The sequence below is a fragment of the Arthrobacter sp. Cr_A7 genome (assembly GCF_029222765.1).
GTDB lineage: Bacteria > Actinomycetota > Actinomycetes > Actinomycetales > Micrococcaceae > Arthrobacter.
On the sequence record NZ_JARHXQ010000108.1, the window covers coordinates 1 to 19,310 of the forward strand.

The 19,310-nt window shown below is 66.8% G+C and carries 18 protein-coding genes; 5 read left to right on the forward strand and 13 right to left on the reverse strand.

Features of this window, described 5'->3' with window-relative positions; all coding sequences use genetic code 11:
• Window positions 1-29: 29 nt before the first annotated feature.
• The 4 genes from infB to rimP all read right to left on the reverse strand — a co-directional run bounded on the left by infB (window position 30) and on the right by rimP (window position 5,229).
• Entirely contained in the window at window positions 30-2,957 is a 2,928-nt protein-coding gene (gene infB, locus P2Q66_RS06530) for a translation initiation factor IF-2 (protein WP_275726489.1), read from the reverse strand.
• A gap of 149 nt (window positions 2,958-3,106) precedes the next feature.
• Window positions 3,107-3,454 (reverse strand): YlxR family protein, encoded by a 348-nt coding sequence (locus tag P2Q66_RS06535; RefSeq protein WP_176156741.1) that lies wholly within the window; start codon window positions 3,452-3,454, stop codon window positions 3,107-3,109.
• A 177-nt stretch (window positions 3,455-3,631) separates the two neighbouring features.
• Window positions 3,632-4,612 (reverse strand): transcription termination factor NusA, encoded by a 981-nt coding sequence (gene nusA / locus P2Q66_RS06540; RefSeq protein WP_079595508.1) that lies wholly within the window; start codon window positions 4,610-4,612, stop codon window positions 3,632-3,634.
• The gene (rimP, locus tag P2Q66_RS06545; protein WP_079595509.1) at window positions 4,612-5,229 is read right to left on the reverse strand and encodes a ribosome maturation factor RimP; all 618 of its coding nucleotides are present in this window, start codon (window positions 5,227-5,229) and stop codon (window positions 4,612-4,614) included. Before rimP ends, nusA begins: the two co-directional genes overlap by 1 nt.
• Window positions 5,230-5,317: 88 nt before the next feature.
• Between rimP and P2Q66_RS06550 the strand changes: the two genes are divergently transcribed.
• Entirely contained in the window at window positions 5,318-6,391 is a 1,074-nt protein-coding gene (locus P2Q66_RS06550; protein ID WP_275726493.1) for a DUF4439 domain-containing protein, read from the forward strand.
• Between the two features lie 76 nt (window positions 6,392-6,467).
• Entirely contained in the window at window positions 6,468-7,505 is a 1,038-nt protein-coding gene (locus P2Q66_RS06555) for an aminoglycoside phosphotransferase family protein (RefSeq protein ID WP_275726495.1), read from the forward strand.
• A 26-nt stretch (window positions 7,506-7,531) separates the two neighbouring features.
• Here the strand turns inward: P2Q66_RS06555 and P2Q66_RS06560 are convergent, their stop codons facing one another.
• Genes P2Q66_RS06560 through P2Q66_RS06570 form a run of 3 tightly spaced genes read right to left on the reverse strand, consistent with a single transcriptional unit; the run spans window position 7,532 to window position 11,593 of the window.
• Entirely contained in the window at window positions 7,532-8,923 is a 1,392-nt protein-coding gene (locus tag P2Q66_RS06560) for a pyridoxal-dependent decarboxylase (RefSeq protein WP_275726497.1), read from the reverse strand.
• Between the two features lie 54 nt (window positions 8,924-8,977).
• Entirely contained in the window at window positions 8,978-9,772 is a 795-nt protein-coding gene (locus P2Q66_RS06565; RefSeq protein WP_275726500.1) for a TSUP family transporter, read from the reverse strand.
• 9 nt (window positions 9,773-9,781) lie between these two features.
• Entirely contained in the window at window positions 9,782-11,593 is a 1,812-nt protein-coding gene (locus P2Q66_RS06570; protein WP_079595514.1) for a proline--tRNA ligase, read from the reverse strand.
• Between the two features lie 428 nt (window positions 11,594-12,021).
• On the opposite strand from P2Q66_RS06570, the gene P2Q66_RS06575 reads away from it, so the two are divergent.
• From P2Q66_RS06575 to P2Q66_RS06585, 3 genes are read left to right on the forward strand one after another with little or no spacing between them, the layout of a single operon-like run.
• Window positions 12,022-12,840: an ABC transporter ATP-binding protein gene (locus P2Q66_RS06575; protein ID WP_275726544.1), complete on the forward strand. Its 819-nt coding sequence runs from the start codon at window positions 12,022-12,024 to the stop codon at window positions 12,838-12,840.
• Between the two features lie 11 nt (window positions 12,841-12,851).
• A complete protein-coding gene (locus P2Q66_RS06580) occupies window positions 12,852-13,595 on the forward strand; it encodes an ABC transporter permease (protein ID WP_275726546.1) in 744 nt (247 codons plus the stop codon).
• The gene (locus P2Q66_RS06585; protein WP_275726503.1) at window positions 13,592-14,209 is read left to right on the forward strand and encodes a TetR family transcriptional regulator; all 618 of its coding nucleotides are present in this window, start codon (window positions 13,592-13,594) and stop codon (window positions 14,207-14,209) included. Before P2Q66_RS06580 ends, P2Q66_RS06585 begins: the two co-directional genes overlap by 4 nt.
• Before the next feature lie 44 nt (window positions 14,210-14,253).
• Here the strand turns inward: P2Q66_RS06585 and P2Q66_RS06590 are convergent, their stop codons facing one another.
• The 6 genes from P2Q66_RS06590 to P2Q66_RS06615 all read right to left on the reverse strand — a co-directional run bounded on the left by P2Q66_RS06590 (window position 14,254) and on the right by P2Q66_RS06615 (window position 19,303).
• Complete coding sequence (locus P2Q66_RS06590) at window positions 14,254-15,144, reverse strand: GNAT family N-acetyltransferase (protein WP_115524154.1); 891 nt, start codon at window positions 15,142-15,144, stop codon at window positions 14,254-14,256.
• Window positions 15,107-16,273 carry a flavodoxin-dependent (E)-4-hydroxy-3-methylbut-2-enyl-diphosphate synthase gene (ispG, locus tag P2Q66_RS06595; protein WP_079595518.1) on the reverse strand — a complete coding sequence of 389 codons (1,167 nt, stop codon included), beginning with the start codon at window positions 16,271-16,273 and terminating at the stop codon, window positions 15,107-15,109. The genes P2Q66_RS06590 and ispG overlap by 38 nt, the downstream gene beginning before the upstream one ends.
• Before the next feature lie 37 nt (window positions 16,274-16,310).
• Window positions 16,311-16,604: a YciI family protein gene (locus tag P2Q66_RS06600; RefSeq protein ID WP_079595519.1), complete on the reverse strand. Its 294-nt coding sequence runs from the start codon at window positions 16,602-16,604 to the stop codon at window positions 16,311-16,313.
• 72 nt (window positions 16,605-16,676) lie between these two features.
• Window positions 16,677-17,204, reverse strand: a complete 528-nt coding sequence (locus tag P2Q66_RS06605) for a hypothetical protein (protein ID WP_275726504.1) — start codon at window positions 17,202-17,204, stop codon at window positions 16,677-16,679.
• Window positions 17,201-17,890 (reverse strand): MarR family transcriptional regulator, encoded by a 690-nt coding sequence (locus tag P2Q66_RS06610; RefSeq protein ID WP_275726505.1) that lies wholly within the window; start codon window positions 17,888-17,890, stop codon window positions 17,201-17,203. The genes P2Q66_RS06605 and P2Q66_RS06610 overlap by 4 nt, the downstream gene beginning before the upstream one ends.
• A gap of 81 nt (window positions 17,891-17,971) precedes the next feature.
• The gene (locus P2Q66_RS06615) at window positions 17,972-19,303 is read right to left on the reverse strand and encodes a site-2 protease family protein (protein WP_115524150.1); all 1,332 of its coding nucleotides are present in this window, start codon (window positions 19,301-19,303) and stop codon (window positions 17,972-17,974) included.
• Window positions 19,304-19,310 lie beyond the last annotated feature (7 nt).

Here is a 19,310-nt window from a genome sequence, read left to right on the forward strand (position 1 = left end):
CCCCGCACCGTTTTTAAGGCTGGAACAACCTAGACGCGCGGCTTCTCGCGCATCTCGAAGGTCTCGATGATGTCGCCTTCGGAGATGTCGTTGTACGAGCCAAGGCCGATACCACACTCGAAGTCCGTGCGGACCTCGGTTGCGTCATCCTTGAAGCGCTTGAGCGTTTCAACGGTGAGGTTGTCACCGATGATCTTGCCGTCGCGGCTGATGCGGGCCTTGGTGTTACGGCGGATGATGCCGGAGCGGACGATCGAGCCTGCGATGTTTCCGAACTTGGAGGAGCGGAAGACTTCGCGGACCTCGGCGGTGCCCAGCTGGAATTCTTCGTATTCCGGCTTGAGCATGCCCTTGAGCGCCATCTCGATGTCATCGATTGCGGAGTAGATGACGGAGTAGAAGCGCATGTCCACGCCTTCGCGGTCTGCCAGTTCGGCAACCCGCTCGGCCGGCTTGACGTTGAAGCCGATGATGACGGCGCTGTCCACTGTTGCCAGGTTGACGTCGTTCTGCGTGATGGCACCAACACCGCGGTGGATGACGCGCAGCTGCACGCCTTCGCCGACGTCGATCTTGAGCAGGGCGTCTTCGAGGGCTTCCACGGCACCGGACACGTCACCCTTGAGGATGAGGTTGAGGGTGTCGATCTTGCCTTCGGCCACTGCCTGGTCGAAGTCTTCGAGGCTGATGCGCTTGCGGCGCTTGGCCAGGGCGGCGTTGCGGTCCGCTGCTTCACGCTTCTCGGCGATCTGGCGGGCGGTGCGCTCGTCAGCGGTCACGAAGAAGGTGTCGCCTGCACGCGGGACGTTGGACAGACCCAGCACCTGCACGGGGCGGGACGGGCCGGCCTCGGTCAGGGCGCTGCCGTCGTCGTCGAACATCGCACGGACGCGGCCGTGGGCCGTGCCTGCCACGATGGTGTCGCCGACGCGCAGCGTACCGGACTGCACCAGGACGGTGGCCACGGAACCGCGGCCCTTGTCCAGGTTGGCTTCGATCGCGATACCGCGGGCGTCCTTGTTCGGGTTGGCGCGCATGTCCAGGGCGGCGTCTGCGGTCAGCAGGACGGCCTCGAGCAGCTCGTCGATGTTGAGGTTCTGGCGGGCAGAGACCTCCACGAACATGGTGTCGCCACCGTATTCTTCCGGAACCAGGCCGTACTCGGTCAGCTGGCCGCGGACCTTGTCCGGGTTGGCGCCTTCCTTGTCGATCTTGTTCACAGCCACGACGATGGGCACGTTGGCCGCCTGTGCGTGGTTGAGGGCTTCAACGGTCTGGGGCATAACGCCGTCGTCCGCTGCGACCACCAGGATGGCGATGTCGGTGACCTTCGCACCACGGGCACGCATGGCGGTGAACGCCTCGTGGCCCGGGGTATCGATGAAGGTGATCTTCCGGTCGTCGCCTTCGTGGTTGTGCGTGACCTGGTAGGCACCGATGTGCTGCGTGATGCCGCCGTGCTCGCCCGCCATAACGTCGGACTTGCGGATGGCATCGAGCAGGCGGGTCTTACCGTGGTCCACGTGGCCCATGACGGTGACTACCGGAGGACGTGCCTCGAGGTCTTCGTCGCCTTCGGCTTCCAGTTCGGCTTCGAAGTCGATGTCGAAGCCGGAGAGCAGCTCGCGCTCTTCGTCCTCCGGCGAGACGACCTGGAGCTTGTAGCCAAGCTCCTCGCCGAGCAGCGCGAAGGTTTCCTCGTCCAGCGACTGGGTGGCAGTTGCCATTTCACCGAGGTGGAACAGCACGGTGACCAGCGCGGCGGGGTTCGCCTCGATCTTGTCGGCGAAGTCCGTGATGGATGATCCACGGCGCAGGCGGATGACGGTGTTGCCGTCGCCGCGGGGCACGCTCACGCCACCCAGCGACGGTGCGCTCATCTGCTCAAGTTCCTGGCGCTTTGCGCGCTTCGACTTGCGCTGCTTGCCACGACCGGCGCCGCCCTTGCCGAACGCACCCTGGGTGCCACCGCGACCGCGGCCACCCTTGCCGAAGCCACCGCCTGCGGGAGCACCGCCGCCGGCACCGGGACCACCGGTGCCCGGGGCGCCACCGGGGCGTCCGGGGCCACGGCCGCCGCCACCGGGACGGCCTGCACCAGCGGGTGCGGGACGCTCAGTGCGGTTGGGCATCATGCCGGGCGTAGGACGGTTTCCGCCTGCACCACCGGGACGCGGTGCACCCGGGCGGGGTCCACCGGCACCGGCTGCGGGACGGGGACCGCCTGCACCGGCAGCGGGACGGGGACCGCCCGGACGGGGGCCACCGGCACCTGCTGCGGGACGCGGACCACCGGGACGGTCGCCGTCGGTACGGCTGCCGCCCGGACGGGGCATGCCCTGAGAGGTGGCAAACGGGTTGTTGCCCGGACGCGGCGGACGGTCTCCGTCGCCGCCACGGCCACGGGGCATGCCCTGTGAAGTGGCGAAGGGGTTGTTGCCCGGACGGGGGCCGCCGGGACGGGGTGCGGATGCACCGGATGCGGAACCACCCTGGCGGGCAGCGGGTGCAGCCGGGGTGTCAGCCTTGGGAGCCGGACGAGCGCCGGGCTTGGCGCCGGTGGACGGCGCAGCGGGTGCAGCCGGAGCGGCAGGTGCGCTGGCGGCAGGCGTGCTGGCAGCAGGTGCTGCCGGAGCAGCGGCCGGTGCCGGGGCTGCCGGAGCGGCGGGGGCGGGTGCCTGCACCTTGGGGGCCGGAGCCTTGGGTGCAGCCGGGCCGGGAGCCGGGGTTGAAGGGCGTGATTCCGCCGCCGGGGCGGGCGCCTTGGGCGCGGCTGCCGGTGCTGTTGCCTTGGCAGCAGCGTCGGGGAAGGCGTTGCGCAGCTTGCGCACAACGGGGGCCTCAATGGTGGAAGAGGCGGAGCGAACGAATTCGCCCAGTTCCTGCAGTTTTGTCACTGCATCTTTGGAAGTAATACCGAGCTCTTTCGCAAGCTCGTGTACGCGGACCTTGGCCACATTTCTCCTGTCTCGGTCCGCACCGAGCCAGGCACGAACCGTCTACTTCTTACTGCGGGCCCCAGCCGCACATGCAGAAGGGCCCATTGCAGAGCGCAACAAAGTTGTCATCGTTACGCACTCATCGCTGGGAACTCATCGGGTTTCCATCAGATTTCTGACCCGCTTTCAGGTTGGACGGTTGGTGTCGCAGCCACCGGGGCGCCTGCGACGCTCGGGCCTGACTTGATCCGGTGTTCGACGGCGGCTGTTCCGGTTGCGCCCCGAAGGGCACGTCCGAACGCTCGCCGTTTTATCGCCAGAGCCAGGCACGATTCGCTGGGGTGCAGCCATGCACCCCGGCCAGCCATCCGGCGTCGTTCATCAACCAGGACAGCGGATGATCCGCTGCCTTCGGCGACAAGCCGGAGTAACTCAGACCGCGGCCCCTTCTTCCGGCATCCGATGCAGGTCCGTTCGGGTTGACTCCCGCTGGTAAGTACTTCTGCCACGGTCATCGTCCTGACGTTCATCTCTGCTGGCCGCAGGCAACCCTCCCGTTGGCACGGAAAGGGCACACCCATGGCGCACGACTGCCGGCCGTTAGGCGCGGTCTTATCTATTCTAGCCCCTTTGGGCCGTTCTGCCCGAAACCAGTTGCGGTTCCGGCGTGGCAGGGTCCGGCGGAAAGGCTGTCAGTTTTCCTTGGCCGTGGCGGCGTCGGAAACGATGTCGATCCGCCAGCCGGTGAGCTTTGCGGCCAGGCGGGCGTTCTGGCCCTCCTTGCCGATGGCCAGTGACAGCTGGTAGTCGGGAACCACAACACGCGCTGACCGGGTGGCCTCATCGGTGATGGTGACCGAATTCACGCGCGACGGCGAGAGGGCGCTGGCGATAAAGGTTGCCGGGTTCTCGCTGAAGTCGACGATGTCGATCTTCTCGTCATTGAGTTCCGTCATCACGGCGCGGACACGCGACCCCATCTCACCGATGCAGGCACCCTTGGCGTTGATGCCGGGGGTGTTGGCCTTGACGGCGATCTTGGTGCGGTGGCCTGCTTCACGGGCGAGGGCAACGATCTCCACGGACCGGTCGGCAATCTCAGGCACTTCCAGTTCGAAAAGCTTCCGGACGAGCCCCGGGTGGGACCGTGACAGGGTGACGGACGGGCCCTTGGAGCCGCGGTGGACGTCGATGACCAGGGCCCGGAGCCGGTTGCCGTGGATGTACTTCTCGCCGGGGACCTGCTCGGGCGGCGGAAGCAGCGCCTCCACGGAGCCCAGGTTGACCTGGATCATGTGGGGGTTGTTGCCCTGCTGGATGGTGCCGGACACCAGCTCGCCTTCGCGGCCCTTGAACTCGCCCAGGACGTTGTCGTCTTCAACATCGCGGAGCCGCTGCAGGATGATCTGGCGCGCGGTGCTGGCGGCGATGCGGCCGAACCCTTCCGGGGTGTGCTCGAACTCGCCAATGGGGGCGCCGTCGTCGTCAATCTCCACAGCCCAGATGGTCACGTGGCCGCTCTTGCGGTCCAACTCGGCCCGGGCCTTTTCAAAGGCGCCGGGGGACTTGTGGTAGGCCACCAGGAGCGCCTGCTCGATGGTGGGGATCAGGAGGTCCAGCGGGATTTCACGCTCACGCTCCAGAAGTCTCAGTGCGCTCATGTCAATATCCATCAGGCCTCCTCAGAAGGTCCATTGTGTTCAGGTTCCAGACCGCCCTCATTGAGGTGGCTGAATTCGATCTCGACTTTTCCGCTGCGGATCCTGTCGAAAGGAAGTTTTACGGGCTCGCCCTGCTTGGGCTTCATGCCCTTCTTGACCGCGATCTCCGGGACGAGGGTCACTCCCCCGTCATCCACGGACTGGATGCGGCCCGTGATGTTGTCGCCCTGGACAACGTTCACTTTGACCATCCGGCCCTTGGCCCGGTGCCAGTGGCGGGGTTCCGTCAGGGGACGTCCCACACCGGGTGAGGAGACTTCGAGATCGTACGGGCGGCCGTCGTCGCCCGGATCGTTGTCCAGAACGTCGGACAGGACCTTGGAGATGTCCGCGATGACGTCCAGGTTAACGCCGCCGGTTTCCTCCTGGGGAAGGTCCACCACAACGTGGACTACCCGGTGCGAACCCGCTACGTTGATGGCGACGTCCTCAAGATACAGGCGGTTGGCGAGGACCGAGGGTTCAAGGAGGGCCCGGAGCCGGGCTGCTTCCGGATTGTGTGCCGCTGCGGAGTCAGGCCGACCCGTTCCGGTGTGGTCTGATGAAGCCGTGGCTTCTGCATTGCTCACGATGCCGGCCGCCTCCCTATAGATGATGTGGTGTGTACTAGCGTAGCTATTTTACCGGCTCAGTGGTGCACGGCGATCCCCTTCCGGCGTGACACCATGGTCTGTTGTGAACGACGACCAGCAGGAAAACCGGCCCCGGATGCGCTACTTCCGGTACGCGGCTGTATCGCTCGCAGCCCTCCTTGTCCTTAGCCTGGGATTCGCCCTCACGCCCGCCGACCCGCCGGTCCCGCCCGCTCCGCCATTCTCCGAGCAGGCGCGCGCGGCAGCCTTTGAGGACGCCCTCGGGCTCCGCGCCGCGGGGCTGGAACTCGCAGCCGGAGCCGCCGACGGCGGTGCTGCCGCCGCCACCGGCCGCATTGTGACTTTGCTGACCATCCAAGCCCGGGCACTGCTCCTGCCGGAGGCCGCCCCGGCGTCACCGCCGGCCACAGCTGCCCCGCCATCCGCTGCCCCGGAGATGACGGTGCCGGAACTAGCCGCGGCGTTGGCCGCCAGCGGTTCCGCACGGCTTGAGGACGCGAAGAGTGCCGACGGCGGCATGGCACGCCTGCTGGCCGGTGCCGGGACGGCGCAGCTTCTGGCAGCCCGGGATCTTGCAGCCGCCGCCGGCGTTCCGGACCCTGTGGCACCCGCTGCTGCAGCCGGACCGGCACCTTCACCCTCCGCCACCGCGCCTGATCCGGAGACTGCGCCGTCCTCCTGCCCCACCGCCCCGCCTGCCGGGCCGGACGCCGGTACTGCCCTGGCCGCCGCTTCCACCGCCGAACAGGAGGCGGTCTACGGATACCAGGCCGCACTGACGCGGCTGTCTCCTGCGGAGGCCGGACCGGCGTCGGAATTCCTTGCACGGCACCAGGACCTCGCGGCGGACGCTGAAGCCTGGGGCCGCCTCCACTGCGGCACTGTCCCTCCCCAGCAGCCAGGCTACGTCCTGGACGCCGGCTTCCTGGCTGCGCCGGCAGCCGGCCTGGCGCAGCTGGAGGCCGCAACCCTGCCGGCATACGGGGACGTGGTGGCGCTGGCAGAGGGGCCTGCCCGCACTTGGGCGCTGCAGGCGCTCCAATCGGCCGCCGCCCGCACCCTGCACTGGGGCGGCGATCCGGGTCCGGTTCCGGGACTGGCGCTGGACGAGGCCCAACTCCCCCTCCTCCCGGGGTGAACGCACGGGCGTCGAACCCTTCCGGATTCCGCAGACCCTGCCACCCCTGTCCGCACCTGCGCTTAGGCTGGTGCTGATGAGCCAGCAAGCAGCAGTCCCCATTCCTCCCGACCTCACTGCACGGTACGGCCGCAGCAGTGCAGGACGGGCGTGGCTCGCGTCGCTTCCCGGCCTGATCCAGGGGCGTCTCGAGCACTGGCGCCTGGAGCCAGACCTGGCCGATGGCAGCATGCCGTGGAACGGCCATGGCGCTGTGGTGGTTCCGGTGCTGCAGGCTGACGGCTCCCCTGCAGTCCTCAAGGTCGCCTTTCCGCACGATGAAGCAAGGGTTGAACGGCACGCCCTGGCACTGTGGCGCGGCCGCGGTGCGGTAGCCCTGCTCGAATCGGACGCGGGCACCTGCGCCATGCTCCTGGAGCGGCTGGAGGCAACACAGTCGCTCAACGCGGTGCCGCTGCAGGAGGCGGTGGACGTGTGGGGCAGGCTGGTCCGGCAGCTGAGCCTAAGCCCGGACCAGCGGCCCCAGTGGCAGGAGTTCGAGCACATCGCGGCGCGCGCCGAACAGTGGAGCGATGACCTTCCGGCCGATTGGGAACAGCTGGGGCGGCCGTTCCCCCGCTGGCTGCTCGAAGCGGCACTCGAGGTTTGCCAAACCCGCGGGGCGGTGGGCCGGCGCTCCGGCCGCGATGTGCTGGTCCACACAGACCTGCATTTCCTCAATGTCCTGGCCCGGCCCGGCGCGGCCGTGCCGGATGGACGGCCGACGGCGGCAGGATACGCCGCGATCGACCCCCAGCCGATGATCGGCGAACCGGAGTTCGCGGTGGCGCCGCTGCTGTGGAACCGGATCCGGGACCTGCCGGCCAACCAGCCTGGGGAAGGCCTGCGGGAGCGGTGCGCCGAGTTCAGTGCAGCGGCCGGCCTTGATCCTGAAGCCGCCCGGCAGTGGGGTGTCGCCCGGGAAGTTGCCAATGCGCTGTGGTACGCCGGAAAGCCGGACCACCAGGGCGATATGGCACGCTCACTCTGGGTGGCCAGCACCTTGGCCGGACGGACGCTTGAAGGGCTGCCGCCTGCCCACGCCCTGCCCGAGCCGGGCCAGGCACCGAGCTAGCGTACCGGCACCGGCAACGGTTCAGTTCAGCTGCCGCGCACGGCAGCCAGGGCGGACCGGACGGCGTCCACGGCCGTGCCCACATCCTTTTCGGCCGTATGCCAGTTGCTCACCGACACGCGCAGGATGTCCCGGTCCCGCCAGCGCGATCCGGACATCCAGACCCTGCCGTCCTCGATGATGCGGGCTGTTACAGCACGGGTGGTGGCATCGTCACCGAAAGCCACGCACACCTGGGTGTAGTCGACGTCGTTCAGCACCTCCACGCCGTCCAGCCCGGCGAGTCCCGCGGCGATGTCCGAGGCAGCCGCGGCGAGTCCCCTGACTTGCGCTGCCACCCCATCACGGCCAAGGTTCTTGAGCGCGGCCCACACCGGCACGCCGCGTGCGCGCCTTGACAGTTCCGGTACTTTTTCGAACGGGTCCCCCGGCCCTTCCGCATCGTGCACCAAATAGCTCGTGTGCAAGCCCATCGCCGAGCGGAGCGCAGAGGCGTCACGGACAATGGCGATGCCGCAGTCGTAGGGCACGTTCAACGTTTTGTGGGCGTCGGTGGCCCATGAGTCCGCGTCCCCGCAGCCCCTTGTCAGGTGGCGCAGCTCCGGCGCCGCGGCGGCCCACAGGCCGAAGGCGCCGTCGATGTGGACCCACGCACCATGGTTCCTGGCGACGGCAATGGCTTCGGAGAACGGATCGAAGGCGCCGGAGTGCAGGTTGCCGGCTTGCAGGCACACCAGGGCCGGCCCCGAACCTTCCTGCAGCGCGGCATCCAGTGCCGCCGGAATCAAGCGTCCCTGGCCATCCGCTTCCACCACCCGGGGCCTTCCGAGCCCGAGATACCGCAGGCTGAGATCGATGGTGTCGTGCCGCTCCCGGCCGACAAAGCAGCGGATGCGCGGTGCACCGGACAGCCCGTCCCGGTCCAGGTCCCATCCCGCATCCGTGAGGAGCCGCCACCGCCCGGCGGCCATCCCGGTGAAATTGGCCATCGTGGCTCCGGTGACGAATCCCACGTCGGAACCGGCCGGAAGCCCCAACAGTTCCAGGAGCCAGGTTCCGGCAGCTTCCTCGATGGCTGCCGTTGCGGGGGTGGCATAGCGCAGCCCCGCATTCTGGTCCCAGGCGCTCACCAGCCAGTCGGCGGCAAGTGCTGCCGGAAGCGTTCCGCCGATGACCCAGCCGAAGAAACGGCCGGAGGGCATCGCCATCAGCCCGGGTTCAGCGCTCCGGGCGAGGAAATCGACCACTTCCACGGCCGGGACGCCCGGCGAAGGAAGTGGTCCACCGAAGGCATCAGTCAGGTCATGGGCAGCGAGACTGGGCCCCACTGGCCGGTCAGGAAGGCTCTGCAGCCAGTCCGTGGCATGACTCAGTGCAGCTGACAGAGCCGGGGAGTAGTCATCATCGCCCTGTGACATACCTGCATGCTACGCCTCGCCATGGACGGCCACGAGGCCGGGATGGTTCCGGCGTCAGGCGAAGTTTTCCTGCCAGATGTCATAGCCGAGTTTGATGATGAGGGCCGCGACCACCACCAGGAATACCACGCGGACGAAGCTGCTTCCCTGCTTTACTGCCGTCCTTGCTCCGAGGTAGCCGCCGGCCATGTTGGCGGCGCCCAGCAGCAGGCCCAGTCCCCACAGGATAGAGCCGTGCGGCAGGAAGAACATCAGTGCGCCCGCGTTGGTGGCCATGTTCACGATCTTTGCCTTGGCGCTGGCCTCCAGGAAGGCGTACCCCATGGCCGAGACCAGGGCAATGACCAGGAACGAGCCCGTGCCCGGGCCGATCAGCCCGTCGTAGAAACCGATGACGGCGCCAATGAGGCACGCCACCACGTAGTGCTTGTGGCCGTCGTGCCGCAGCGCCGTGATGTCCCCGACGTCGGGCTTGAGCGCCGTGAAAAGCGCGACGGCGACCAGCGCCGCGACGATGATGGGTTTGAAGACGTTGGCCGGCAGGGTGGCCGCCAGCACGGCACCGCCAAAACTGCCCGCCAACGCGATCACGGCCATGGGCAGCGCCGTTTTCAGGTCCGGTCCCACCCGCCGGTAATAGGTGGTGGCGCTGGTGGCCGTTCCGAAGATGGAGCCCAGCTTGTTGGTGGCCAGGGCCTGCACCGGAGTGATGCCGGGGACCAGCAGCAGGGCGGGGAGCTGGATCAGCCCGCCCCCGCCCACCACCGCGTCCACCCAGCCGGCAGCGAAGCCTGCCAGCACCAGCAGGAGGATTGTTGTCAGCTGGAGGGACTCAAGTCCTAAATCCACCGCTGGGGGTCAGCTGTTGCGGACGGCGTTGACCACGTAGTCAACCGCCTTATCAACAGCTACGTTCTCAGCCTCCCCCGTGCGGCGGTCCTTGATTTCCACGACGCCGTCCACCAGGCCGCGTCCGACGGCCAGGATGGTGGGGACGCCCACCAGTTCTGCGTCGCCGAACTTCACGCCGGGCGACACCTTGGGGCGGTCGTCGTAGATGACCTGCAGGCCGGCTGCCTCCAGGTCCAGGGACAGCTGTTCCGCGGCGGCGAAAATGTCCTCGCCCTTGCCCACGGCAACCACGTGGACGTCAGCCGGCGCCACGGCGCGTGGCCAGACGAGGCCGCGGTCATCGTGGTTGGCCTCGGCAAGGGCAGCGACGGCGCGGGTGACGCCCACACCGTAGGAGCCCATGGTGACCACTACCTGCTTGCCGTTCTGGTCCAGCACCTTCAGGTCCAGGGCTTCGGCGTACTTCCTGCCGAGCTGGAAGATGTGGCCCATCTCGATGCCGCGGGCAATTTCCAACGGACCGGAGCCGTCCGGAGACGGGTCGCCTTCGCGGACGTCGGTGCACTCGATGACGCCGTCCCAGGTGAAGTCGCGTCCGGCCACCAGGCCATAGACGTGCTTGCCGGCCTCGTTGGCGCCGGTGATCCAGGCGGTGCCGCGGACCACGCGGGGATCCACGAGGTAGAGGAGCTTGGTGGAGCTTTCGCTGCCCAGCAGGGGTTCGTCCAGGGTCAGGCCGGGGCCGAGGTAGCCCTTAACGATGAGGGGCTGCTTCTTGAGGTCGTCGTCGTTGGCTGCTTCCAGTCCGATTTCCCCTGCAATGGGCAGGAAGGAACCGATGTTGGCTTCCACGCGCTTGAGGTCAACGCCGCGGTCGCCCGGCAGGCCGATGACCACAAGCTGGCGTTCACCGGTGGGCAGGGTGACGGCGAGGACAACGTTCTTGAGGGTGTCCGCGGCAGTCCAGGCGCCGCCGTCGGCCTCGCTGCGGGGGGCCAGTTCGTTGGATGCCGCCACCAGCGTTTCGATGGTGGGGGTGTTCGGGGTGTCCAGTACCTGGGCGGCAGGCGCGTTGCTGAAGTCGATCTCCGCGGGGACCACGGTGGTGACGGCTTCCACGTTGGCGGCATAGCCTGCGGCCGACCGGACAAAGGTGTCCTCGCCGATCTCCGTGGGGAACAGGAATTCCTCGCTCTTGGACCCGCCCATGGCGCCGGCGGTGGCGGCAACCGGGACGACCTCCAGGCCCAGCCGGGCAAAGATCTTGAGGTAGGCGGAACGGTGCGCTGCGTAGCTGGCGTCCAGGCCGGCGTCGTCCACGTCGAAGGAGTAGGAGTCCTTCATGATGAATTCGCGGCCGCGGAGCAGGCCTGCCCGGGGACGGGCTTCATCGCGGTACTTGTTCTGGATCTGGTAGAGGCTCAGGGGCAGGTCCTTGTACGACGAGTACAGGTCCTTCACCAGCAGCGTGAACATTTCCTCGTGCGTCGGGGCCAGGAGGTAATCCGCGCCCTTGCGGTCCTGGAGCCGGAACAGGCCCTCACCGTACTCGGTCCAGCGGTTAGTGGCCTCGTACGGTTCGCGCGGCAGCAGTGCCGGGAAGTGGACTTCCTGGGCGCCGATGGCGGCCATTTCCTCGCGGATGACCTCCTCGACTTTGCGGAGCACGCTCAGCCCCAGCGGAAGCCACGTGTAGATGCCGGGGGCTGCGCGGCGGATGTATCCGGCGCGGACCAGGAGCTTGTGGCTGGCGACCTCGGCGTCGACGGGGTCTTCGCGCAGGGTGCGCAGGAAAAGCTGGGACAGTCTTAGAACCACGGGTGGTATCCGTTTCTGGGGAAGTGCTGGATCAGCAGGGGCCGGACAAATTCGTCTGGGTACTAATCTACCGGCACCCGGCGCCAGGCTTGGACTGCGGGCTGGACTGGTCCCTGGCCAAAAGTGCCGGACACAGTAGAGCCACGCCCGGAATTACAAAGCCCCTGGCCCCCCAGTGAGGCTGGTCATCGCATCCGGGCGTGGCTCGACGCCGTTATCGCCCAAGTACTGGTGAGGACTGGTGAGACCGCCCACGCCACTCCAGCGCAGCTAGACCGAACTTATGTGATCGCGCACACGTTTGGCAAGTAGCCTTCGTTTTTGGACCGTTGACCCCCCGCTGTGCGCGTCCTACCTTTAATTCATCAGGTGATGAATTATCGGCGCACCACGTGCCGGAAACCCTCCTGTCCAGGGCGGAGGCGGCCATGTCCCATTCGGCAACAGCAGGAATCCAGGCCACCGGGATCGGCGGCGCGGTGGTGGCGCGTGGCCTGAATGTGGTGCGCGGGAAGGTTCCCGTCCTGAGCAGCCTGGACTTCGCCATCCCTGCCGGCCAAATCACCGGCCTCCTTGGGCCGTCCGGAAGCGGTAAGACCACCCTCATGCGGGCCATCGTCGGGGTCCAGCTCGTGTCGTCCGGAACGGTGGATGTCCTGGGCCTAGCCGCGGGGAGCCCGGCGCTGCGTCACCAGGTGGGTTACGTGACCCAGTCGCCCAGCGTCTACCCGGACCTGACGGTGGAAGCGAACGTACGGTACTTCGGCGCCATGCACCGCAAAAGGAAAACGGATGTGGATGAGGCGATTGCCGCCGTCGGGCTTGAACAGCAGGCACGCCGGAAAACCGCGGACCTGTCCGGCGGCCAGCTCAGCAGGGTTTCGCTGGCCTGCGCCCTGGTGGCCCGCCCCAGGCTGCTGGTGCTGGACGAGCCCACCGTTGGCCTGGATCCGGTGCTGCGGGCGGACCTGTGGAGCCGTTTCCGGTCCATGGCCGAGGACGGCATAACCCTGCTCATATCGAGCCACGTGATGGAGGAAGCCAGCCACTGCCAATCGCTGCTGCTCCTGCGGGAAGGCAGGCTGCTGGCGCAGCTGACCCCTGAAGAGCTCAGCAGGCGGGGGCACAGCAACGACCTCGAGAAAGCTTTCCTCACCATCATCCGGGAGTCGGAAAACAACGACGGCGGGAGCCTGGGAGGCCGCGACGCGGCCGCCGGGGCCGCCACGGACAGGAGCGGACGGTAATGGACATCCGGATGCTTCTTGCCACCACGCGCCGGGTCCTTGACCAGCTGCGCCATGACCACCGCAGCATCGCCCTGATCCTGGTGGTTCCGGCGCTCCTCCTCACCGCGGTGTATTTCCTGTACGAAAATGAGGTTCTTCCACCCGGAACTCCACGTACCTTCGACCGGGTGGGGCTGATGATGCTGGCCATCTTCCCGTTCGTGGTCATGTTCCTGGTCACTTCCATCACCATGCTCCGCGAACGTACGTCCGGAACACTGGAACGGCTGCTCACCACCCCTGTGCATAAGGCGGACCTGCTCTTTGGCTACGGCCTGGCCTTTTCCATCATGGCCGCACTCCAGTCACTGGTGGCAACGGCGGTGGCCTACTGGGTTTTTGGCCTTGATATTGAAGGTTCCCCGGGCCTTGTGATGATGATTGCGGTCATTAACGCCGTCCTGGGCGTGGCGTTGGGCCTGCTGTGTTCGGCCTTTGCCAGGACGGAGTTCCAGGCGGTCCAGTTCATGCCCGTGGTGGTGGTTCCGCAGATTCTGTTGTGCGGCCTGTTCGTGGCACGCGACCGGATGAACGATGTCCTGGAATCGGTGTCCAACGTCCTTCCGCTGACGTTTTCCGTGGATGCGTTGCAGGAAATCGCGGCCAACTCCGAGGCCACCGAACAGCTCTGGCAGGACGCAGGCATCATGGCAGCCATCGTCCTGGGCGTGCTGGTGCTGGCATCGCTCACCCTCCGCAGGCGCAGCGCATGACCTCAGGCGGGCACGGCGCTGCAGGTGTCAGGCGGGGACGCCGGGGCGGCAGTGCCGCGTCCCGGGACCATATCCTCGAGACCGCGAGGCGCCAGTTCGCCGAACATGGCTTTGAGGGTACGAGCCTGCGTCAGGTGGCCCGGGTGGCGGGCGTTGACCCGGCCATGATCCACCACTTTTTCAAGGGCAAGGACGAGCTCTTCGCCCTCAGCGTGGAGCTTCCGGCGGACCCCGAGCAGGTGCTTTCCGGGGTAGCCGGCTCCGACCCCGGCCAGCGTGCGGAGCTGATTGTCCGCGCCGTGCTGCGCCTGTGGGAAAGCCCCGCACAGCCAAGCCTGGTGGCGTTCCTCCGGGGAACACTGGGGTCAAAGGCGAAAACTGCCCTGCTCCGGGAAATGGTAAACCGGACCATTATCAGCCGCATCATGGCGGGCGTTCCGGGGACACCGGATGAGGTGGCCCTGCGCGGCGACCTCGTGGCAACGCAGATGGTGGGCCTGATGATGGTCCGCTACGTGGTCCGCCTGGAGCCGCTGGCATCGGCAGAACCGGAGGATATTGTCCGGCTCATCTCCCCCAACGTGCAGCGGTACCTGACCGGGAACCTCACTTAACCAGGCCACCGGGCCGAATTGGGACTTTCGCAGGCAGCCGCCGGCTAGAAGAGAACTGTAGCGAAGGTTCCCACCTGCCGGAAACCCACGCGTTCATAGGTGGAACGCGCCCTCACGTTGAAGCCGTTGACGTAAAGGCTGGTGACCGGCGCGACCTTCTGCGCCTGCTCCACGACGGCGGACATGTACCCGGGGCTCAACCCCTGGCCGCGGAAGAGCGGGTTCATCCATACGCCCTGGATCTGGGTGACCTCGGAGGTGACAGCGCCCAGCTCCGCTTTGAACACCACTTCCCGGGCATCGTTGAGGTGGACAAGGGAGTGGCCCTGCCGGATGAGGCCTTCCACCCGGCGGCTGTAGAACTCCCGCCCGCCCAGGAACGGCGAGTATCCGACTTCCTCCTCGAACATCGCGGCGCAGGCAGGGAGGATGCGGTCAAAATCCGCCAGGTTTCCCAGTTCGAGGCCGGGGTTGGGCTCGACGCAGGACGGCCCGTCGATAATCATCAGGGGCTGTTCGGCGCGCACTTCATGCGCACGGTGGCCCAGCTCCACGAGTTCAGCATGAAGGGCCAGCACAGCCTGCGCGGGCCCAAATGCCGAGGCGTAGCGCCGGCCGGACCTGTTGGCGGCCTCGGCCACCACTCCGGCAAGGGCGGGATCCAACTGGACGGGAACCAGGTTGGCGCCTGCCCAGCAGGCACCCACCAGGATGCCGTCGTCGAACACTCCAATGATGCCGGCGCCGCCGCTGGTAGGCGCGGCGGTGCCGGCAGCACGCAGGTGGGCGAGAATGAACACATTGGTGACCGGATCCTGCCGGGCAAGGAGCCTGAGCGCCTCGGTGTCCTGGCCGTCCAGCGTGCGGACCGAAATCCCCGCCAGATCGGTAACGTCCTTACGAGACGCTAACCACGGGGCTACCCTTGACAGCATCTTCGCCATCGGCCTCCCCCATCTCTTCCGCGATACGCATGGCCTCTTCGATCAGTGTCTCAACAATTTCGCTTTCGGGAACAGTCTTGATGACTTCGCCCTTCACAAAAATCTGGCCCTTGCCGTTACCGGAAGCAACACCGAGGTCGGCTTCACGTGCCTCACCCGGTCCGTTCACCACGCAGCCCATGACAGCCACGCGCAGCGGAATCTCCATTCCCTCCAGCCCGGCGGTCACCTGCTCCGCCAGCGTGTAAACGTCCACCTGGGCGCGGCCACAGGACGGGCAGGAGACAATTTCCAGCTTGCGGGGCCGCAGGTTGAGGGACTGCAGGATCTGGTTCCCCACCTTGATCTCCTCCACCGGCGGGGCCGAGAGGGAAACGCGGATGGTGTCGCCGATACCCCTGGACAGGAGGGCGCCGAAGGCAGTGGCGGACTTGATGGTGCCCTGGAACGCGGGGCCGGCTTCGGTCACGCCGAGGTGGAGGGGCCAGTCACCCTTTTCGGCCAGCATTTCGTAGGCCGCCACCATGATGACGGGATCGTTGTGCTTGACCGAGATCTTGAAGTCGTGGAATCCGTGCTCTTCGAAGAGCGAAGCTTCCCACACTGCAGACTCCACCAGCGCCTCAGGGGTTGCCTTGCCGTACTTCTTGAGGATGCCCGGCTCCAGCGATCCGGCGTTGACGCCGATGCGGATGGAGGTGCCGTGGTCCCGCGCGGCAGCGGCGATTTCCTTGACCTGATCGTCGAACTTGCGGATGTTTCCCGGGTTGACGCGCACGGCGGCGCATCCGGCCTCGATGGCGGCGAAGACGTACTTGGGCTGGAAGTGGATGTCCGCGATGACCGGGATCTGGGACTTCCGGGCAATGATGGGCAGCGCCTCGGCGTCGTCCGCGGAGGGGCAGGCAACACGCACGATGTCGCAGCCGGACGCCGTCAGCTCCGCGATCTGCTGCAGCGTGGCGTTGATGTCAGTGGTGGGCGTGGTGGTCATCGACTGCACGCTGATGGGGAAGTCCGAGCCCACCCCAACGGAACCGACTTTGATCTGGCGGGTCTTGCGGCGCGGGGCAAGGACGGGTGGCGGTGCTGACGGCATTCCCAGGCTGACCGAGGTCACGTGGACTCCTAGAGTTGAAAGGGTAAAGAAGAAGCGGCTACGCCGTGAGTCCGGCGAGGACGCCGATGATGGGGGACCATTCCGTGATGCGGGTCCCGGCGATGACTCCGGCGGCGGCGAAGGGGTCCTGCTTGAGGATCGAGTTGAGGGCGGCCTCGTCTGCTGTCTTGAAGATCAGGAGCGCTCCGGCGCCGTCACCGTACGGACCGCTGGCGAGGAGGACGCCGTCCTGCGCAAGGCCCGCAAGCCATTCGCGGTGCGCTGGCCGGGCCTCGTCGCGGGCTTCGGTGGAATCGGCGGCATAAACGTACTCAACGGCAAAAACTGTCATACCGCTACCCTATCGCCATGCCCGCCCTGCCACCCATCCGGGTGCTATCTCCGGCCGGGCAGAAGACCTGTTTCAGCTGAGGAAGAGGACCTTGACGGCGGCTGCGGTACCGGCGGCCCAGAGCATGGACGTCAACGTTCCGATGATGAAACGCTCAGCCGCCACCGGCGTCTCCTTCAGCTCCGCGAACCGGCCCAGGCCTTTGATGGCCACGATGTAGGCGATGGCCACCGGCTGGCCGGTCAGGATGGCCAGGCACACTCCCAGCCGCTCCAGGATGCCGATGATGGCTCCGCCGCGCAGGATCCGCTGTGCCGATGCGGCCGGCTCGGCAGGTGCAGCGCCCGACGCCGGGTGCTCCGGTTCAGCCGTCAGCTCGCCGTCCACCTTTTGGCCGGCTTCGTCCGGGCGGCTTCCGCGCACAGGGTCAACAGTGACGTCCGCGGACGGGTCCTCCGCAGCCCGCCGCGCCTGCTCCGCCGCCTTGGCGGCGTCCGCCCTGTCGTCAATGGTTCTGGCGAGTTTGAAAACGAGCGCCGTCACAGGCCAGCCCGCAAAACCAGCCGTAAGCAGTGCAACCGTGATCCACAGTGCGTTCATTGAGCTCCTTCACCATGGGAACGGGCAGTCGTTGAATGGGCAATCGTTGAATGAGCATGGTCCAGAAGCATTGCTGCCGCCGGCCTGGCTGCCCATTCTTCCTGCCAGCCCGACCGGAGTACGGTACGGCTCACCGATTGTTCGCTGATTCCAAGCTCCAGAGCCACCTGCTTTTGGCGCCCGTGCCTGGCGGCTTCCTGGCGGCGGAGGGCGTCCACCACCCGCCACTGGGCATCGGTGCGCTCCTGCACAACGCGGCCCAGCAGGCGCAGCACCGCTTCAGCGTTGGCACAGGCCCGCACCCCCTCAGCGTCCACGGCGCGGCCTTCCGCGTCTTTGCCCATAGTGCCCGGCACCACCGACAACGGAACCTGCGAGCCTGCTGCCTTGGCCCGGTCCACGGCGTGGCGTGCGGCAACGAACGCTGCCCCTGTCCCCTCACGCGGGCTGGCACCGCCAGGGAGCGATACCGCTCCGATGCCGATTCCCACATACCAGCGGCCGGCCCGCAGCGCATGCAGGGCAATGTCCACGACATCGGCGGGGTCAGCCACCACGCCCTGGAGCTCATCGCCCACCGAGCGCTCAAAGGCAGCAGGTGTCAATTCGGCAAGCTGGGAGATCAGGTCCGGAACCCGGTCCGTATCTCCTGTGCTGCCCCGCTGGTCAATCGTCATAACGAACATGGATCAACCATATGCGGCTGACTATCCGATCTCAATCAAAATTGACTGATTTCCGGGAATCAACCGGAGCTGTATTAGGAGTCAGCCGAAGAGATTCACGGGCTTGACGATGTCCGCGTAGATCAGCAGGGCGCTCATGCCCATCAGCAAGGCCGCCACCACGTACGTCACGGGGAGCAGTTTGGCGATGTCAAAGGCCCCCGGGTCCGGTTTGCCGAACAGCTTTGCCACCCTTCGCCGGGCGCCTTCGTACAGGGCACCGGCAACGTGGCCGCCGTCCAGCGGCAATAGCGGGATCAGGTTGAAGACGGCCAAGGCGAAGTTCAGCCCTGCCAGCAGCCCGATCAGGGTGGCCACCCGGGACTGGACCGGGATTTCCTCCATGGCGGCGACTTCGCCGGCCACCCGGCCGACGCCCACCACGCTGATGGGACCGTTGGGATCGCGGGGCTCTTCACTGAAGGCGGCCTTCGCCACGCCCACCACGCGTGCGGGCAGGTTGAAGATGACGCCGGCAACCTGGCGGATGTTTTCCCCCGCCATGGGCAGGACGGTCGACGCCGGCTGGGGCACCAGTTCAGTGTGCGCGCCGATTCCCAGGAAGCCGACGTCCTGGTACCGGAGGTTGCCGGCGTCGTCCGTCTCCTGCCGGCCGTCAACGCCGATGATGGGCCGGGCGGACAAAACGGGGGTCACCGTTGTGGAGAGGGGGGCGCCGTCGCGCTCCACGGTGATGGCTACCTCGCGGCCGGCGGAGGCGCGGATCCACTCGGTCAGCTGGTCCCAGCTGGTGACGTCCTTGCCGTCGAAGGACGTCACGGTGTCATTGGGCTGCAGTCCCGCGGCAGCGGCAGGCGTCAGCCGGCAGTCCGCGGAGTCGGGGTCCACCGTTTCGCCCGCCGCCACCTGGCACTTGGAAACGTCGGAAATGGTGGTGGTGGCCGTTGCCATTCCGAAGCCCATCAGCAGGACGGCCGTCAGGATGAGGCCGAGGACCATGTTCATGGCCGGTCCGCCGAGCATCACGATGATCTTTTTCCAGACCGGAAGCCGGTAGAAGACGCGGTTTTCGTCGCCCGGGCCAACTTCCTCATGCGCCATGGACCGGGCTTCGGTGGCCAGGGTCTGGAACATCCCCGTGCTGGAAGGGCGGACCGATCCGTCGTCCTTGTTGGGCGGGTACATGCCGATCATGGACACGTAGCCGCCCAACGGTATGGCCTTCACGCCGTACTCGGTTTCGCCCCTCCGCTTCGACCACAGGGTGGGGCCGAAACCGATCATGTACTTGGTCACACGCACTTTGAAGAGCTTGGCGGGCACCAGGTGGCCCACTTCGTGGAGCGCGATGGAGGCGGCGATGCCGATGGCCACAAAGACGACGCCGAGGATAAAAAGGAGAACGGGGGTCATGGAGGTG

What these genes read in the sequence shown, in the direction of transcription:
- P2Q66_RS06600 (WP_079595519.1), bottom strand. Translation starts at nt 16,604, where the DNA reads ATGACAGTTTTTGCCGTTGAGTACGTTTATGCCGCCGATTCCACCGAA.
- P2Q66_RS06585 (WP_275726503.1), top strand. Translation starts at nt 13,592, where the DNA reads ATGACCTCAGGCGGGCACGGCGCTGCAGGTGTCAGGCGGGGACGCCGG.
- nusA (WP_079595508.1), bottom strand. Translation starts at nt 4,612, where the DNA reads ATGGATATTGACATGAGCGCACTGAGACTTCTGGAGCGTGAGCGTGAA.
- P2Q66_RS06535 (WP_176156741.1), bottom strand. Translation starts at nt 3,454, where the DNA reads ATGACCGTGGCAGAAGTACTTACCAGCGGGAGTCAACCCGAACGGACC.
- P2Q66_RS06580 (WP_275726546.1), top strand. Translation starts at nt 12,852, where the DNA reads ATGCTTCTTGCCACCACGCGCCGGGTCCTTGACCAGCTGCGCCATGAC.
- P2Q66_RS06615 (WP_115524150.1), bottom strand. Translation starts at nt 19,303, where the DNA reads ATGACCCCCGTTCTCCTTTTTATCCTCGGCGTCGTCTTTGTGGCCATC.
- P2Q66_RS06575 (WP_275726544.1), top strand. Translation starts at nt 12,022, where the DNA reads ATGTCCCATTCGGCAACAGCAGGAATCCAGGCCACCGGGATCGGCGGC.
- P2Q66_RS06555 (WP_275726495.1), top strand. Translation starts at nt 6,468, where the DNA reads ATGAGCCAGCAAGCAGCAGTCCCCATTCCTCCCGACCTCACTGCACGG.
- P2Q66_RS06605 (WP_275726504.1), bottom strand. Translation starts at nt 17,204, where the DNA reads ATGAACGCACTGTGGATCACGGTTGCACTGCTTACGGCTGGTTTTGCG.
- P2Q66_RS06590 (WP_115524154.1), bottom strand. Translation starts at nt 15,144, where the DNA reads ATGCTGTCAAGGGTAGCCCCGTGGTTAGCGTCTCGTAAGGACGTTACC.
- P2Q66_RS06560 (WP_275726497.1), bottom strand. Translation starts at nt 8,923, where the DNA reads ATGTCACAGGGCGATGATGACTACTCCCCGGCTCTGTCAGCTGCACTG.
- P2Q66_RS06610 (WP_275726505.1), bottom strand. Translation starts at nt 17,890, where the DNA reads ATGTTCGTTATGACGATTGACCAGCGGGGCAGCACAGGAGATACGGAC.